General features: G+C 46.1%; 11 protein-coding genes and 2 pseudogenes. 12 read left to right on the top strand and 1 reads right to left on the bottom strand.

The window, feature by feature from the left end; genetic code table 11:
- Positions 1-33: 33 nt before the first annotated feature.
- Positions 34-1,260: a glycosyltransferase family protein gene (locus ACPXXB_RS08270; RefSeq protein WP_423906452.1), complete on the bottom strand. Its 1,227-nt coding sequence runs from the start codon at positions 1,258-1,260 to the stop codon at positions 34-36.
- A gap of 173 nt (positions 1,261-1,433) precedes the next feature.
- Between ACPXXB_RS08270 and ACPXXB_RS08265 the strand changes: the two genes are divergently transcribed.
- From ACPXXB_RS08265 to ACPXXB_RS08210, 12 genes and pseudogenes are all read left to right on the top strand, one after another.
- Entirely contained in the window at positions 1,434-2,393 is a 960-nt protein-coding gene (locus ACPXXB_RS08265) for an ABC transporter substrate-binding protein (protein WP_423906449.1), read from the top strand.
- Between the two features lie 115 nt (positions 2,394-2,508).
- Positions 2,509-4,668: pseudogene (locus ACPXXB_RS08260) on the top strand (restriction endonuclease subunit M).
- On the top strand, positions 4,668-5,522 hold the full coding sequence (gene dinD / locus ACPXXB_RS08255) for a DNA damage-inducible protein D (RefSeq protein WP_423906446.1): 855 nt from the start codon (positions 4,668-4,670) through the stop codon (positions 5,520-5,522). Before ACPXXB_RS08260 ends, dinD begins: the two are co-directional and overlap by 1 nt.
- 179 nt (positions 5,523-5,701) lie before the next feature.
- A pseudogene (locus ACPXXB_RS08250) lies at positions 5,702-6,085 on the top strand (restriction endonuclease subunit S); the annotation flags it as partial.
- Positions 6,086-6,107: 22 nt separating this feature from the next.
- The gene (locus tag ACPXXB_RS08245; protein WP_423906443.1) at positions 6,108-7,106 is read left to right on the top strand and encodes a DUF2235 domain-containing protein; all 999 of its coding nucleotides are present in this window, start codon (positions 6,108-6,110) and stop codon (positions 7,104-7,106) included.
- 275 nt (positions 7,107-7,381) lie between these two features.
- Complete coding sequence (locus tag ACPXXB_RS08240; RefSeq protein ID WP_423911070.1) at positions 7,382-8,287, top strand: quaternary amine ABC transporter ATP-binding protein; 906 nt, start codon at positions 7,382-7,384, stop codon at positions 8,285-8,287.
- Entirely contained in the window at positions 8,287-10,368 is a 2,082-nt protein-coding gene (locus ACPXXB_RS08235) for an ABC transporter permease (protein ID WP_423906442.1), read from the top strand. Before ACPXXB_RS08240 ends, ACPXXB_RS08235 begins: the two co-directional genes overlap by 1 nt.
- 93 nt (positions 10,369-10,461) lie before the next feature.
- Complete coding sequence (locus ACPXXB_RS08230) at positions 10,462-11,583, top strand: aromatic ring-hydroxylating oxygenase subunit alpha (protein WP_423906439.1); 1,122 nt, start codon at positions 10,462-10,464, stop codon at positions 11,581-11,583.
- Between the two features lie 297 nt (positions 11,584-11,880).
- Positions 11,881-13,584 carry a tetratricopeptide repeat protein gene (locus ACPXXB_RS08225; protein WP_423906437.1) on the top strand — a complete coding sequence of 568 codons (1,704 nt, stop codon included), beginning with the start codon at positions 11,881-11,883 and terminating at the stop codon, positions 13,582-13,584.
- A gap of 148 nt (positions 13,585-13,732) precedes the next feature.
- Positions 13,733-14,161 (top strand): rubrerythrin family protein, encoded by a 429-nt coding sequence (locus tag ACPXXB_RS08220; RefSeq protein ID WP_423906434.1) that lies wholly within the window; start codon positions 13,733-13,735, stop codon positions 14,159-14,161.
- An 89-nt stretch (positions 14,162-14,250) separates the two neighbouring features.
- A complete protein-coding gene (locus ACPXXB_RS08215) occupies positions 14,251-15,612 on the top strand; it encodes a heterodisulfide reductase-related iron-sulfur binding cluster (protein ID WP_423906432.1) in 1,362 nt (453 codons plus the stop codon).
- Between the two features lie 34 nt (positions 15,613-15,646).
- Positions 15,647-16,240 (top strand): DUF3501 family protein, encoded by a 594-nt coding sequence (locus ACPXXB_RS08210; RefSeq protein ID WP_423906429.1) that lies wholly within the window; start codon positions 15,647-15,649, stop codon positions 16,238-16,240.
- Positions 16,241-16,291: the final 51 nt, after the last annotated feature.

Genomic DNA, 16,291 nt, shown 5'->3' with positions numbered 1-16,291 from the left:
GGCCTGCTTAATCGGCATGCTTAATCGGCCTGCTTAATCGACATGCTTAATCAGCTCCGCTACTCGCTGATTGATGTTCTCCAATCCATTTAATAATTCCTCGGCCCCGGAGCTTGAAGGCAGCGGTTGCTCGGGCAAAGATTTCAATGCGTCGATCATTAATTGTGTGTTCTCAGATTCGCCACACTTTAACATCGAAATCAGACCTTGATTAGAAGCATAATCAGCGCGAATGCGTTGCTCCATTCTCGGGGTTTCCCTAGGCACCAGAATCGCTCTTTTATCAAAAGACAGAATTTCACAAAATGTGTTGTAGCCGCCCATGGCGACAATGCCAACCGCATTGTCTATCAATACTTCAATAGAACTGTCAAAAGTTTTTACCTGCAACTGAGGAATTTTCCTGATTCGTGCTCTAAACTGACGCTGTGCCAATTTAGACATAAACGGACCGAGAACAATGAATCCTGACAGCAATTGATTTTCGCCCGGTTTATTTGCCCCGGCTTCATTTTTTCCAGCTTTTTCATATGCTCGAATTACCCAGTCAACCATCAATTCCCCATCGCCGCCGCCGCCGGTTGTAATCAACAAATAGGGCTTGCTTCGATAGTCTCCGGGTAAATAGCCATTTGCAGGTAGTTGCCGCCGCAGGTAGCCCAAATAACGCATTTTCTTTCGAGTGGATTCAGGCAACTCGATGCCCTGGATGGGATTAACGATGGACTCGCTACCGTAAACCCAAATCTCGTCATACAGCGTGTCTAACGCGGGCACGACTTGTTTTCTGGTCCATTCAGCCTGCAATGCTTCTGAGTCATCCATGATATCGCGCAACCCCAGCACATTGGTGGTGCCACGCTGTTTCATTAGTTTTAGCGTTTGCGCGACCTCGCCGCGCAAGCCTAACGGCTCTTTATCTACCAGGAAGATATCAGGTGAATAAATCTCGGCGGTGTGTTGAATTATTGAAGCTCTTATCGCCAGCGTTTGATTGATCTTGACATGCAGCCCCAAAGAGGTGTAATCGCCATTTCGCAGTTTCACAACACCAGGTATGCAGATAAAATCAACCCTGGCTTTGAAATCGAATTGGCCAATGATAGGCGAACCCGAAAGAATCAATACCGATATACCTTTATAAGCATCAACCAGCGAATGTGCAATCGCTCGGCATCGTCTTAAATGTCCCAACCCAAAACTGTCATGGCTGTACATCAGAACCTTGGTGTTCTGCAGCCTGTCCAATTGTTGTGCCATGAGTCAAATTTAAGTCAAATTATTTGTTCAAAACATGATGGTAACTGATATAACCGCAATAAGACAGAATATTGAAAAGCCGTGCATTGGTTTACCGCTTTTGTGTATTATTGTGGACAAGATTAATCTAAATAGTTAGTATTTAACCGAATTACACCTGTGGAGGACATCTGATGAAATTAAAGTTCTATTTGGCCGCAACGACCGTGGCAGTGTTTGGTTTGACCGCCAATGCCCAGGCGGCAGTGCCGGAGTCAAGCGACCCCATCAAGCTGGCGGTGAACGAATGGACCGGTCAGCATATTTCAACCCACGTTGCCGGCAAAATACTCAAACGCATGGGGTATAACGTCGAATATGTTACTGCGGGTTACTATCCGCAAATGCAGGCTATGGAAGACAACACCGTTTCCGCTGCCCTGGAAATATGGAGCTCGAATATCGGCGAGCATTACGACAATGCGCTGGCGTCCGGCAATGTGGTAGAGATTGGCGACCTCGGTCTTGAGTCAGTCGAATCCTGGTTCTTCAACAACGCCGCCAAGGAAAAATGTCCGGGCCTGCCCGATTACAAAGCTCTGAATGACTGTGTTGGCGCGTTTGCTACTGCGGAAACACATCCCAAGGGGCGCTTTGTCGATTATCCGGCGGATTGGGGAACAACCAATGTTGACCGCATCAAAGCCTGGGGGCTGGATTACAGCTCGGTGCCGGCCGGCAGCGAAGGCGCTCTGATTGCCGAGATTCAAGGTGCCGAGGCGCGCAATGAGCCGTTGCTGGTGATGTTTTGGTCGCCTCACTGGATTCATGCGGTAGTGGACTTAACCAACGTCAGCCTGCCTCCCTTTGAAGCCGGCTGTAATGATGACGTCTCAGTCGGGGTTAACCCTGAGGCAACCTGGGATTGCGATTGGGAGCGCGGTTATATCAAGAAAATGGCATGGAGCGGATTAGCGGATAAGTGGCCGGCAGCGCACAAGTTATTGTCCGCCTATACCTTGAGAAATGCCGACCAGATTCCAATGATGAATGCCATCGATCAGGATGGTAAAAAATTGGAAGACGTGGTTTCCGCTTGGGTGGATGCCAATGAAGCAACCTGGAAACCGTGGGTGGATGCGGCAATGCGATAAAACTAGATGGCCCTTGATGGCGATATAACAGTGGCCATATCTTATGATATAAAACGGCGGTATCCCGGACATCGCCGTTTTTTTTGATCTTTTAGTTTATCGTGAATAAAAACCAATGAACCTGATACAAACAGGAATCGACAAAGGCTTAATCAAATTTGACGATGATCAAAAATATATTACCTACGTCCATCAAAACAAACAGCGGAATTACGGCAATCCAGAGAAGCGAGTACAGGCGGAATCATTTCTAAAGCTCATATTAGTTTATGGTTACGCGCCAGAGCGGATAGAACAATTTGCACCTGTAAAAATCGGCTCAGATACCAGAGAGGCGGACATTATCGTTTTCAATGATGATGAACATACATCCGCCCATATCGTTGTTGAATGTAAAAAAGAGGACGTTTCCGAACTGGAATTTAATCAAGCTATCGCACAGGCGTTCAGCTATGCGGCTACCGGCACGGTCAGAGCCAAGTATTTTTGGGTCGCATCGAAAATCAAGAATGCCTATTTTGAGATACCCGAAAAAGAGCCTAAAAAATGTCATTCTGTTCCTGATGTTCCTCAATATGGCGTTGATAAATTAGCCCAATTTAAATACGCAAAAGGTGGCGGTAAGGTCAACGGGCAAAAACTGTTTGAGCTTGATGCGGTAACAGAAGACGAATTAACCAGAAGATTCAAGCAGGCGCACCAGGCCCTTTGGGGAGGTGGAGAACTCAACCCGTCAGAAGCCTTTGACGAACTGGATAAGTTGATTTTTTGCAAAATCTGGGATGAACGGAAACCTCGAAAAACAGGCGAGCCTTACCATTTCCAGATATTCAGCCAAGGCACAGAAACTAAAACCAACAAAGAGCTACAAGAACGCATCAACGCCCTTTACGCCGAAGGGCGCAAGAAAGACCCGGAAGTTTTTAAGGATGATATACGCCTTAATCCTGAAAAACTGCGTACTGTTGTTGGTTACCTTGAAAGTATTCATCTTGGCAATACCGATTTGGACAGCAAGGGCAGAGCCTTTGAAACTTTTATCGGTTCATTCTTCCGAGGGGATTTTGGGCAATACTTCACTCCTCGCCCGATTGTGAAATTTATCGTTGAAACCTTGCCGATTACCTATGCATCATTAGTTTTGGATACGTCTTGTGGCAGCGGTGGTTTTTTGCTCCATGCACTTGACAAAGTCAGGCATCAAGCAGGCGAATACTATCCCGACTTTGAAACGAATATGAACGAAACCACGATCCATTACAAGAACTGGCATGATTTCGCAGAGAAAAATCTATTCGGTATCGAAATTAACGAGTAGATCGCCCGAACTGCCAAAATGAATATGATCCTTCACGATGACGGCCATACTAATGTGATTGCGATCGATGGCTTATTGCCGATTGACGATATTAAAGACACAGACGGCAATATCACTCAGCAAGGAATATTTTCGCTTACTAAAAATAAAGGATTTCAATATAACCATTTTGATTTTATTATCACCAATCCGCCGTTTGGTTCGAGCATCAGGCAAACCGAACAAGCCTATATGCACCAATACAGCTACGCACTCAAGGATGTTGACTGGCTAAACCCAAAAAGCAAACAAACCGCCAGAGACAATCAAAGCACCGAAATTTTGTTTATTGAGCAATGCCATAAATTTTTAACCGAAGGCGGTTATCTGGCAATCGTTATCCCCGATGGGGTTTTAACCAATTCCAGTTTGCAATATGTCCGCGACGGCATTGAGGAAAAATATCGTATCGTGGCGGTGGTATCCATGCCGCAAACGGCATTTCAGGCAACCGGCGCGGGAGTTAAAAGCTCAGTGCTGTTTTTGAAAAAACACCCGGCAGAAACTACCGAACAAATACAAAACCAGAAAACAGCACTGCAAGACAGCCTTAAAGAAGAGAACGGCTACTTCAAACAACTGCAAAAAATTGACAACGAGAAAAAGAAACACATCCAAGAACTAAAAGGCTTTGATAACGCGGATGGTTTAGAGGGCAAAGCACTGACACAATCAGACACTTACAAGGAATGGAAAAAAGGAGTCAATGCAGAATACAAGGAAAAAGTGGATGCGCTCAAGAAAACTTTGAGTGAACAGTATCTAGAGCAGAAACAGAAACGGCTGGATGATTACCCCGTCTTTATGGCAATCGCCGAAGACATCGGCTACGACGCAACGGGGAAACCTACCAAGCATAATGAACTGGATTTTATCGGCCAGGAACTCGCTAAATTTATTAAAGATTTGGAGGAATAATGAAAAACGAAATTATTGAGTCTTTTACTGATAATTTTGATACCCACTCACAAACCACCGGGAATGGCGTTGAGTTTTGGTTTGCACGGGATTTACAGCATCTTTTAGGGTATAGCGATTGGCGTAATTTTAATCAAGTCATCAGCAAAGCTAAAATTTCTTGTGAAGCCAGCAATCATAAGCCTTCCGACCATTTCGTTGAGGCCAACAAAATGGTCGTTTTAGGCTCTAATTCTCAGCGTGAAATACAGGATGTTATGCTAACCCGCTATGCCTGTTATCTCATTGCCCAAAACGGCGATCCAAGAAAACAAGCCATCGCCTTTGCCCAAACTTATTTTGCCGTCCAAACCAGAAAATTAGAGCTCATCCAGGAACAAATACACGGATTAGAAAGACTACAAGCCAGGCAAAAATTAATCTATTCAGAAAAAGAACTCTCTGGAGTGATTTATAAACATACTAAAAACGATAGAAATTTTGGCTTTATTCGCTCAAAAGGCGACAAGGCATTATTTGGCGGCAAGACAACTGCAGATATGAAAGACAAAATGCAAGTACCGATCGCCAGGGCATTGGCTGATTTTCTACCTGCTATCACCATTAAGGCAAAAGACTTTGCCACAGAGATTACCGTTTTTAACACCAAAGAACACCAACTCATCACCGAAAATGCCATTACCGTAGAGCACATTAAAAATAATGAAAGCGTCAGAGATATTTTGTTGGCTCGCGGCATCAAACCTGAGAATTTGCCACCTGAGAAAGACATTAAAAAATTAGAACGCAGATTAAAATCAATGGATAAAAACATTGCTAAAAATCCCGATAGATTAGGCTTTGATGATGAGTAGCAACTTTCAACTATCCCAACAAGCCGACCCGAATAAAATCTTTTTAACCAGGTTTAGTGCGGTTGCAGGGGGGAGATTTGACCCACATTTTTATAAGCCAGAATTTGTATCAATCAAAGAAAGTGTAAGTAAAATCAATAATTATAAAGGGTCATAACTAGTTAAGACCCTTATTTTTTTCTAACCATATTACAAAGATTACAGTTGATAAAAACAAGGTAATTCCAGATTACCTGATGTTGATTTTTAATGCGTATCAGACAAACAAGGTGTTTTACTCAATTTGCACTAATTGGAATAACCAATCAGGAATCGGGCTAGACTTGCTGAAATCCTTAAAAATACCTGTTCCGCCACTGAAAAAACAAACCGAAATCGCCAATCACATTACCAAAATCCGCAACCAAGCAAAGCAACTCCAACAGCAAGCCAAAACAAAATTAGAACAAGCAAAAAAAGAAGTGGAAACTATGATATTACATGGAAATACAACAGAGCATTACAAGGGTGCTACGCGCAGAAAACTTGTCCGTCAAACTGCAAATTTATCGAGAAATCATTAACATTCATACTGGAGAAATCGTCATGAGTAAAAATATTGTTATATGCTACGATGGTACAGGCAACGAATATGGGGATAATAATACTAATGTCGTCAAAATATTTGAGCACATTGTTCGCGACAAAGAGCAAATTGGTTTTTATGATCCTGGAGTTGGAACTTTCAGTTCTTTAGGGCGTAATTTCGGCAAGAAGGTCGGGGCAGTTCTTGGAAAGGCCTTTGGTGCTGGGCTTCAACAAAATATTGAAGATGGTTATGAGTATTTAATGAATCGATTCGAAGAAGGAGACAAAGTTTTTATATTCGGATTTAGTCGAGGTGCATTCACGGCTAGAAAGTTAGCCGGAATGCTTCATTGCTTTGGAGTTTTACAAAAAGGTTCTAAAAACCTAATACCGTACGTTTCTAAAATGTACCTAAAAAGAAATTTTGATGTATGCCAAAAATTTAAAGCATCGTTTTCTCATGAATGCAAACCACACCTTATAGGCGTTTGGGACACTGTTGCTTCGTTGGGTTATTTTCACGGTAAGAAATTTTCCAATCAAACCCTAAATCAAGATATAAAATATGCCTATCAGGCTATATCTATTGATGAAAAAAGAAAAATGTTCCCGGTAAGTATCTGGGATGAAAGCAAAAAATCGGAACAGCAGACGATAGAACAAGTCTGGTTTTCAGGTGTACATTCTGATGTGGGAGGCTACTATACTAATTGTGGTCTATCAGATATCGCTCTCGCATGGATGATGGACAAAGCCATCCAACAAGGCCTTCGGATAAAAGAAAACTGGACAAATAATTTACAACAAAATTGCTTGGGCACGCTCCACAATTCTAGAGCCAGATTTTGGAAATTATGGAGAAAGGTCGATAGAATAATACCGGTTAACGCGAAGATTCATGAAAGTGTATTCCAGAGGCAAGAAAAAGATAAAAATTATAAGCCTAGTAATGTCTTTGATGGCCACCGTGATAATCAGGTATCCAATGACAGCTATTGCCTTAGCGAACATCGTTAGAGCAATCAATCCCACCAAATCCGTCACACAACGAAACAGTATATGTTTCAAGCGGTGGGAACACGGAACTTGATCAACGTAGCGAGATAGCCATCAAAATTCTGGGAAAGGTATTCAATAGGCAGCGTTTAGTGAACTCGGTTAACAGCATCAAAATATCCTGCCGTAATGTATGGAAAGTGTACGGCGAAAACCCCGGGCAGTTTTTTGCTGATGGCAACGGCGATGTTGCCGACACCCGTGGTTTGTGGGAGAAGTTCGAGGCAAATGCTCACATTGGGGCTGCGTGCAACGTCAGTTTTGATGTTCACACCGGCGAGATATTCGTCATCATGGGGCTATCCGGTTCAGGCAAATCCACCATCGTGAGATGCTTGTCGCGGCTGATAGAGCCGACTGCGGGAGAGGTGCTGATGGACGGCGAGGATTTGTTGAAGCTGAGCAACGACCAGCTGATCGAATTTCGCCGGCACAAGATGGGCATGGTTTTCCAGAATTTTGGATTACTGCCGCATTTGACCGTTCTTGAAAATATTTGTTTTCCGCTGAAAGTGCAAGGCGTAGACTTGCAAAAACGGGTCGCCCGCGCACGGGAAGTTATTCAGCTGGTGGGACTTACGGGCAGGGAAGACAGTTTCCCACGGCAGCTTTCCGGCGGGCAACAACAGCGCGTCGGCATTGCCCGCAGTCTGGCGGTGGAGCCGGCGATATGGTTCCTGGACGAACCTTTCAGCGCGTTGGATCCGCTGATTCGCCGCCAAATGCAGAATGAATTTCTGCGCTTGCAAAAGCTGTTGCACAAAACCATCGTCTTTATCACCCATGATTTTCTGGAAGCATTGCGGCTGGCCGACCGTATCGCCATCATGAAAGACGGGCAAGTTGTGCAAATCGGCGCACCGGCGCAACTTGTGCTGAATCCCGCCGATGACTATGTCGCCGAGTTCACCAAGGATGTTCCGCGGGTAAGAATTATTACCGCCGGCGAGATTGTCGATGCCAACCAGTCAACAGACGAAATCAGCCAGCGGGTTGATGCTTTGGCCACGCTGGAAAGCATCATGCCTTGCTTTAATGACCATCCTGAGGGGCTGATTGTGCAACGCGATGGCGTGGATATCGGCGTCGTCACCCCGCAGTTGGTGGTCAATGCCCTGGCCGCCGCCCCGAACCAGGGCTAATGCGCACCAAATTATCCAAGTGGAATTATCAGGGCGTTGCGCCCTGGATAGCGGTTATCCTGATAACTTGCGTGTGCCTGCTTTTGCGCGACCAGGTTTCCTGGCTGGTGACGCTGCCCGTTGAACTAATCATTCCGTTCGCGGATTGGATCAATGTTTTTATGGATTGGTTCATCGGCGCATTCAAATGGCTGTTCCGCTCCTTTAACTGGTTGTTGTCCTGGCCGATGGCAGGCGCTCAGGGACTATTACAGTGGCTGCCCTGGCCCGCAACCATGGCCGGTTTTTGCGTGCTTGCCTACGTTTCTTCCGGTTGGCGATTGTCGCTGTTCACCGGACTTGCGTTGTTCTATATGGTGCTCACCGGCTATTGGCTGCCGAGCATGAATACGCTGGGCATCGTCTTCGTCTCCATTCCCCTGGCCATTGCGGCGGGTTTGGTGCTCGCTGTCGGCGCCTATAAATCCGCGCGCATCAATAAAATCGTCCAGCCGATATTGGATTTGATGCAGACCGTGCCGACTTTCGCATACCTGATTCCTATTCTATTGCTGTTCGGTTTCGGGCCGGTGGTGGGCGTGGTCGCCAGCGCAATCTACGCTTGTCCGCCGATGGTGCGCAACACCATTCTGGGGTTGCAAAAAGTGCCGATTGATGTGCTTGAATCCGGCATCATGTCCGGATCCACTAAACGGCAGCTTTTTTGGTGGGTGCAGATACCGAGTGCGCTACCGAATATCATGGTCGGGGTAAATCAAACCACCATGGCGGCGCTGAGCATGGTCATCATTGCCGCCATCATCGGCGGCTCCGCCGATATGGGCTGGGAGGTACTCAGCACCATGCGCAAGGCGCAGTTTGGCCAAAGTCTATTGGCCGGCACCGTCATCGCATTGATCGCGATGGTGCTGGACCGAATAAGCCGGGGCTTTACCGATAGAACGCGAGCCGTTGAGAGACAGCATCTTAGCCGGGCAGAAAGATCAAAACCCTGGCTATTCGTTTTTGGTTTGATGGTGATTTTTACCTTGCTTTCGTTATTTATACCGATCTTGCGTGTCTTTCCGCAAGCGTGGATTTTTTATCCTGCGGATTCCATTAATGATGGCTTGCGCTTCATCACCGCCAATTACTCGAACCTCACAGACGCAGTCAAAGAAACCATATTCTTTTATTACCTGTTGCCGCTTAAAGTTGGTTTCACCAAAGCAATATCGCCGTTTTCCTGGGGCTTTTCACTGACTCCGGCAATGATATCGGGATATGCTGTTGCGCTGACCGCCGTGGTGGGTTGGTTATTTGTCAAACGCAGTTGGCAGTCTGCTGTTATGGTTGTCATCATTGGCGGACTGCTCTACTTTGGAATTACCGCAATCCCATGGGTAGCGTTTGTATTGGTGGTAACCTTATTGGCTTGGCAGGTCGGCGGGCTTCAGGTTGCAGCACTATCGTTATTTGACTGGCTGTTCATGTTGTTTTCCGGGGTCTGGCCGCAGGCGATGTTGTCGGTGTATATGTGTCTGGCGGCGGTGGTTGTGTGCTTGCTGCTCGGCGGCGGGCTGGGAATCTGGGCGAGCGGCAATCAAGCGGTGTCGAATTTTTTGCGCCCGATTAACGACACCTTGCAGAGCATGCCGTTGTTCGTCATCTTGATTCCATTTCTAATGTTTTTTCAAATCGGCGAGTTTACTTCCTTTCTGGCAATCATCGCCTATGCCATCGTCCCGACCATTCGCTACACCGAGCATGGCTTGCGTAATGTGCCGGCGGCGACCGTGGAAGCGGCGCAGTCCATGGGCTGCACCAAGCGGCAGTTGTTGTGGGCCGTGAAAATGCCGCTGGCAATCCCGGAAGTTATGCTCGGGCTCAATCAAACGATATTATTTGCGCTGGCGATGCTGGTCATCACCGCACTGGTCGGCAGCAAAGGATTGGGGCAATCGGTCTATATCGCGCTGAGTAGTGCAAATGCAGGCCAAGGCATGGTTGCCGGTTTGAGTATGGCGCTGATTGCCATCATCGCCGACCGCATTATTCAGTCGTGGAGTAAAAAACGGAAACAAGCATTGGGTCTGACGTAGTGAGATTGAATGAATAGAGGCGCCATAATCGAATCGCGTGTAAAATAATGCCGATAAATTAATTCGACTCTACAAATTTTTTAAGAGGTTGTTATGAAACAAGCGCTTCCCGTTTTAACCAAACTGCTAACAAACGATGCGGCGGAGTCTTATACATTGTCGTCCGAGTACTATCTAAGCCCGGAAATATATGAGCGGGAGAAACAGCGGATTTTTTATCGAACCTGGCAGTATGTTGCCCACGAATCCATGCTTGCTAATGTAGGTGACTATATAACCGTGACCATTTGTGATGAAAGCATATTTATAATCCGCTGTGACGATGGCGAAATTCATAGCTTTTATAATGTTTGCCGTCACCGTGCGCATGAACTTCTCGCTGGCGCCGGTAACACTAATATGGAAATCATCTGTCCATACCATGCCTGGACTTACAGGATTGACGGTAATTTGGTGGCGGCTCGACTCAGCGACAAACGTGCGGATTTTGACAAATCCAATTTTGGGTTAAAGCGGATTCGGGTAGAAATATTCTGTGGTTGCGTTTTCGTGAATCTGGATGACCATGCGGAAAGTCTTGTCTCGATTGCAGGCGACCTCGAAAAAGATATCAAATCAAGAACGCCCTGCCTTGATGAAATGATGTACTGCGGTTCTGACTCGTTGGGTGAAACCATAAATCGGGCTGGATGGAAAGTGGTGGTTGATAATTTTCTTGAATGTTATCACTGTGCCCCAGCCCATCCGGCTTTCGCGTCGCTGATTGACATGAAAGCATATCAAGTGGAGACATTTAAATATTGGTCGAGACAAACTGGCCCAAAGATTCGTAATAAAAACGATGCCTACGAGGTTGACACAGATGTTGGAAATCAGTTTGCGATTGCATGGTTTCTTTGGCCCAATACCACATTCAATATTTTGCCCGGCTCTTTTGAGTTTTCTATCTACGTGGTTCGCCCGATTAGTATCGATACATGCTATTTCGGAGGGCACTCGCTGTCACCCGACGGCAGGCTGCATGAATCTCGCGCAAAGTATTCCGCGAATGTTCTGACACCTGAAGATATTGCATTGTGCGAATCAGTTCAGCGTGGCCTCAAATCCAGAAGTTACGATCAGGGTCCCTATATTTACGATCAGGAACGTTCCGGCATTAGTGAACACGGCGTTCACCATTTCCACCATTTGTTGCATCAATCGCTTAGTTGTTGAACTAATCGAGTCCATTAAGGTGTCGGCTTTAAAATTTTTTCCAGGTGGCCATCATTCCAGCCTCCAAATAATGCAACTTGGACGCTAGGCAGATAAAAAAGCGCGGCGTAGCCGCTACATTATTCCGTAGGGTGGTTGTCTTCGATTTCAGGTAAAATATACCTCATTTCATATTCCGCAAAGTACCATGCCAAGGGAAGCGGCCAAGGGAAGCGCGATTGTGCGCAAGAGCTATCGTGGAATGTTTGAATTCCTCCGATGCCTTTTAAGCTATAACCATTAGGATGGACAATTATTTTGAACCCGTATTTTGATTTAGGCGGGCACACTCGGCCAATTACCACATCGTCTTCAGAGGCGCAAATATGGTTTGATCGAGGTCTTAATTGGTGCTTTGGATTTAATCAGGAAGAAGGGGTTAACTGTTTCCAGAAAGTGCTGCGATATGACCCCAATTGTGCGATGGCATATTGGGGAATCGCTTATGCGGCAGGGCCTTTTTACAATATGCCGTGGCGCGATTTTAGCCCTGAAGAAATAACCCGATGCACAAAATTTTGTTTCGATAATATCCGCAGCGCACGATCGCTTGTTTCCAATGCCGCTATCGTGGAGGTTGATCTGATCAACGCATTGGCAGCGCGTTTTCGATGCGACCATGGCGTAGTGCTCGAGGAGTTTGATGCGTGGAATGATGCCTACGCTGAGGCGATGCGAGAGGTTTATCAAAAATTTCCGCAAGACCTGGACGTTATGGCGCTTTTTGTCGAAGCCATGATGACACGAACACCCTGGAAACTTTGGAATGTTAAAACCGACCAACCGGCTGATGGCGCCGATACACTGGAATGTTTAGCCGTGCTTGACAAAGCCATCGACCAAGCTAGGGTTCAGGGGATTCCCCAGCATCCGGCGATTTTGCACCTGCACATTCATTGTTTGGAAATGTCGCCCGTGCCGGACACCGCGCTGGAGTCAGCCAACACGCTTCGCGGCATGCGCACGGATGCCGGGCATATCACCCACATGTCGGGCCATATTTATGTTTTGTGCGGGCTTTATGAGGAGGCAAAGCGGGTAAGCGAGAGCGCAATACAGGCCGACAGAAAATATCTTGATTACGCTGGGCCCTATAATTTCTATACATCGTCTCGTTGTCACGATCTGCATTTGATGATCTATGCCTGTATGTTTATGGGTCAGTTTGCACCCGCTATGCAAGCAACTGATGAAATGTGTGCCATGTTGTCCCGTGATGTATTGGAAATCAAGGGACGCCCGTATCTTGCAATGACATTGGAAGGCTATTATTCAATGAAAATGCATGTGCTGGCGCGTTTCGGAAAGTGGCAGCAAATTATTGATACGCCAATGCCGGAATGTTCCAATCTATACTGCGTTTCAACGTCGATGCAGCATTATGCCAGGGGGGTCGGTTATGCGTCGCTTGGGCAAATTGCTTGTGCTGAACGAGAACGCACCTGTTTCTATGAATCCCTCGCTAACATTCCTGATGATCGAAAATTCTTTAATAACCGCGCGTTGACTATTTTGGCGATTGCGGAAAACATGCTTAATGGCGAACTTGAGTACCATAAAGGAAATTATGCGGATGCGTATAAATTTCTGCGTGACAGCGTGCGCCTGGATGATAATCTTGCCTATTCCGAGCCCTGGGCGTGGATGCATCCTCCAAGACATGCGCTCGGCGCTTTACTTCTGGAACAGGGGCATTATGAAGAAGCCGAATCCGTTTATCGAACAGATCTTGGGCTAAATAATGAACTGCAACGCAGCGGCCAGCACCCGGATAATGTATGGGCTTTGCACGGACTTGTCGAATGTCTGTTGCGCCGGCGCCCAAAAAATAAGCCGGGCGATAATGATAAAAATAATGAGTTGGATAAAATTACAGTAAAACTGGGTATGGCAATGGCAAAAACCGATATTCCGATCATTTCTTCCTGTTGTTGCCGTAAAAATACGCAGCAACATTATTAAAGCAGCTGAAGTTCTGTCCATTATAGTTTTTAATACAATCAATTAGACTAATCATACCAATTAAACTAGAATTTACCCATGTCCGCAACTAGACATGAAAGATGACATGAAAATTTAGATATAAAACACACGATTAGGAGTAAACAACATGAGTTTAAAGAGTGCGGGTTTAAAGAATTCGAAAACAGAACAAAACCTCAAAGATGCCTTTTCCGGGGAATCCCAGGCCAATCGCCGATATTTGTATTTCGCGGCAAAAGCCGATATCGAAGGCTACAATGACGTTGCCGCCGTATTCCGCTCTACGGCTGAAGGTGAAACCGGGCATGCCCATGGTCATCTTGAATATCTGGAAGAATGTGGCGATCCAGCTACTGGACTTCCCATTGGCCCGACACCGGATAACCTGAAGGCCGCCATTGCCGGTGAAACCCATGAATACACTGATATGTATCCCGGTATGGCAAAAACCGCTCGTAACGAATCCTTCGATGAAATTGCGGACTGGTTTGAGACTCTTGGCAAGGCGGAACGATCTCATGCAAATCGTTTCCAAAAAGCCTTGGATGACATTTAGTCGGCAATTAAAGGCACTGGCCATTCTTTAGCGCTACGGTTCAGTGTCTTTTAATGTCAATTGACATAATATTTCTCATGTAAATACTTGTGGAGAAAGGAGAAAATAGAGAGGGCAGTCTGGACGCGCCCATCCGACATCCTATTGACTGGAAAAACCCGGAGTTTCATAGTCAGGATGCCCTTTACAATGAATTAGAACGTGTTTTTGACCATTGTCACGGTTGTCGCCGTTGCGTCAACCTGTGCAATTCCTTCCCCACACTATTCGATTTGGTGGACCAATCATCGACTATGGAAGTCAACGGGGTGAACAAGCAAGATTACTGGAAAGTTGTGGATCAGTGCTACTTATGCGATTTGTGTTACCAGACGAAATGCCCCTACATCCCGCCACATGCGTGGAATATCGATTTCCCGCATTTAATGTTGCGGGCGAAATCGGTGAAATTTCAACAAGGCCGGGTTACCAATAGCGAAAAAATTCTGTCCTCGACGGATGCCGTTGGCAAACTTGCGGGTATTCCAATCATCGTCAATGTGGTCAACGCCGCAAACAAAATTAAACCAGTGCGCAAAGTATTGGACAAACTATTAGGGGTTCATCCTGAAGCGGGTATCCCAGCGTATCACAGTAAAACTTTGCGTAAACGTATGCAGAGGGAATTTTCGGCGCCAGATCATTTCGCTCAATCCATTGGGAAAACAAAGGCGACCGAGAAAACCACCGGAAAAGTTGTGATATTTGCGACCTGTTATGGCAATTACAATGCCCCGGATTTAGGCGAAGACCTGGTGCAGGTGCTGAAGCATAACCAAATCCCGGTGACTCTGGTTGATCGCGAACAGTGTTGCGGTATGCCTAAATTAGAATTGGGAGATTTGGAATCCGTTGCAAAAGCAAAGGAAACCAATATTCCCCATTTGGTGGCAATGGTCGATGACGGCTGGGACATCATCGCGCCGGTGCCCTCTTGTGTGCTCATGTTTCGGCAGGAATTACCGTTGATGTTTCCTAACGACGACCAAGTTCAAAAGGTAGCCAAAGCCATTTTTGACCCATTTGAATATCTAATGCTTCGTCACAGAGGAGGATTGTTGAATACCGAGTTTAAGCAATCTCTGGGGAAAGTCGCCTACCATGTTGCCTGTCACCAGCGGGTGCAGAAGATTGGATTGAAAACCAAGGCATGTCTGCAATTGATTCCAGATACCGATGTTACGGCGATAGAGCGTTGTTCGGGGCATGACGGGACCTACGGCGTTAAAAGTAAGTTCTATAAAATGGCAAGAAAACTGGGAAGGCCGGTGGTCAACAAGGTTATCCAAAGCGATGCCGATCACTACGGTAGTGATTGCCCGATGGCAGGAAAGTTTATAGAACATGCGTTGGCGGATGGGTCAACCACATCCCACCCTATATCTCTGGTGCGGAAAGCCTACGATATATAGATTTTACTATAAATTATTCATATATCCTATTGAAATGTTAAGATTAAATAAAACAGACCTGATGTCTCTGGAAGAATACGCCAGCCAGCGTCCAAACTACCGCGAGCGGGTCATGGCGCATAAAAAATCCCGCCAGGTCGCGTTGGGACCAAATGCCACTTTGTATTTCGAAGATCGGCTGACCATGCAATACCAAATCCAGGAAGTGCTTCGCATTGAAAAGATTTTTGAAGCCGCTGCCATCGACGAAGAACTGGAGGCGTATAACCCGTTAATCCCGGATGGCGCCAACTGGAAGGCAACCTTTATGATTGAATATGAAGATCAGGCAGAGCGTAGGGCAGCGCTATCAAAATTGATTGGAGTTGAGCGTCAAATATGGGTGCAAATTGGTGATTTGGCGAAGGTTTATCCCATCGCCAATGAAGATTTGGTGCGCGAAACCGAGGAAAAAACTTCCGCAGTTCATTTTTTGCGATTTGAATTGAGCACTGAGATGATTGTAGCCGCGAACCACGGCGCGGAAATAAAAATTGGGGTCAACCATCCTGATTACGCTTATGAAACCGGTGCATTGTCGCAAAATATAGCCGAATCACTGGCTAGTGATTTAAGCCGGCATCATTGAAACGCTATTTATTGAACCATTAAAAACAAGAAATTGAAAGAATGTCATATG

The organism is Candidatus Spongiihabitans sp. (assembly GCF_965237845.1).
Lineage (GTDB): Bacteria > Pseudomonadota > Gammaproteobacteria > Arenicellales > Poriferihabitantaceae > Spongiihabitans.
This window is presented reverse-complemented; position numbering and strand designations above follow the sequence as displayed.

What these genes read in the sequence shown, in the direction of transcription:
- ACPXXB_RS08270 (WP_423906452.1), bottom strand. Translation starts at nt 1,260, where the DNA reads ATGGCACAACAATTGGACAGGCTGCAGAACACCAAGGTTCTGATGTAC.
- ACPXXB_RS08265 (WP_423906449.1), top strand. Translation starts at nt 1,434, where the DNA reads ATGAAATTAAAGTTCTATTTGGCCGCAACGACCGTGGCAGTGTTTGGT.
- dinD (WP_423906446.1), top strand. Translation starts at nt 4,668, where the DNA reads ATGAAAAACGAAATTATTGAGTCTTTTACTGATAATTTTGATACCCAC.
- ACPXXB_RS08245 (WP_423906443.1), top strand. Translation starts at nt 6,108, where the DNA reads ATGAGTAAAAATATTGTTATATGCTACGATGGTACAGGCAACGAATAT.
- ACPXXB_RS08235 (WP_423906442.1), top strand. Translation starts at nt 8,287, where the DNA reads ATGCGCACCAAATTATCCAAGTGGAATTATCAGGGCGTTGCGCCCTGG.
- ACPXXB_RS08230 (WP_423906439.1), top strand. Translation starts at nt 10,462, where the DNA reads ATGAAACAAGCGCTTCCCGTTTTAACCAAACTGCTAACAAACGATGCG.
- ACPXXB_RS08220 (WP_423906434.1), top strand. Translation starts at nt 13,733, where the DNA reads ATGAGTTTAAAGAGTGCGGGTTTAAAGAATTCGAAAACAGAACAAAAC.
- ACPXXB_RS08210 (WP_423906429.1), top strand. Translation starts at nt 15,647, where the DNA reads ATGTTAAGATTAAATAAAACAGACCTGATGTCTCTGGAAGAATACGCC.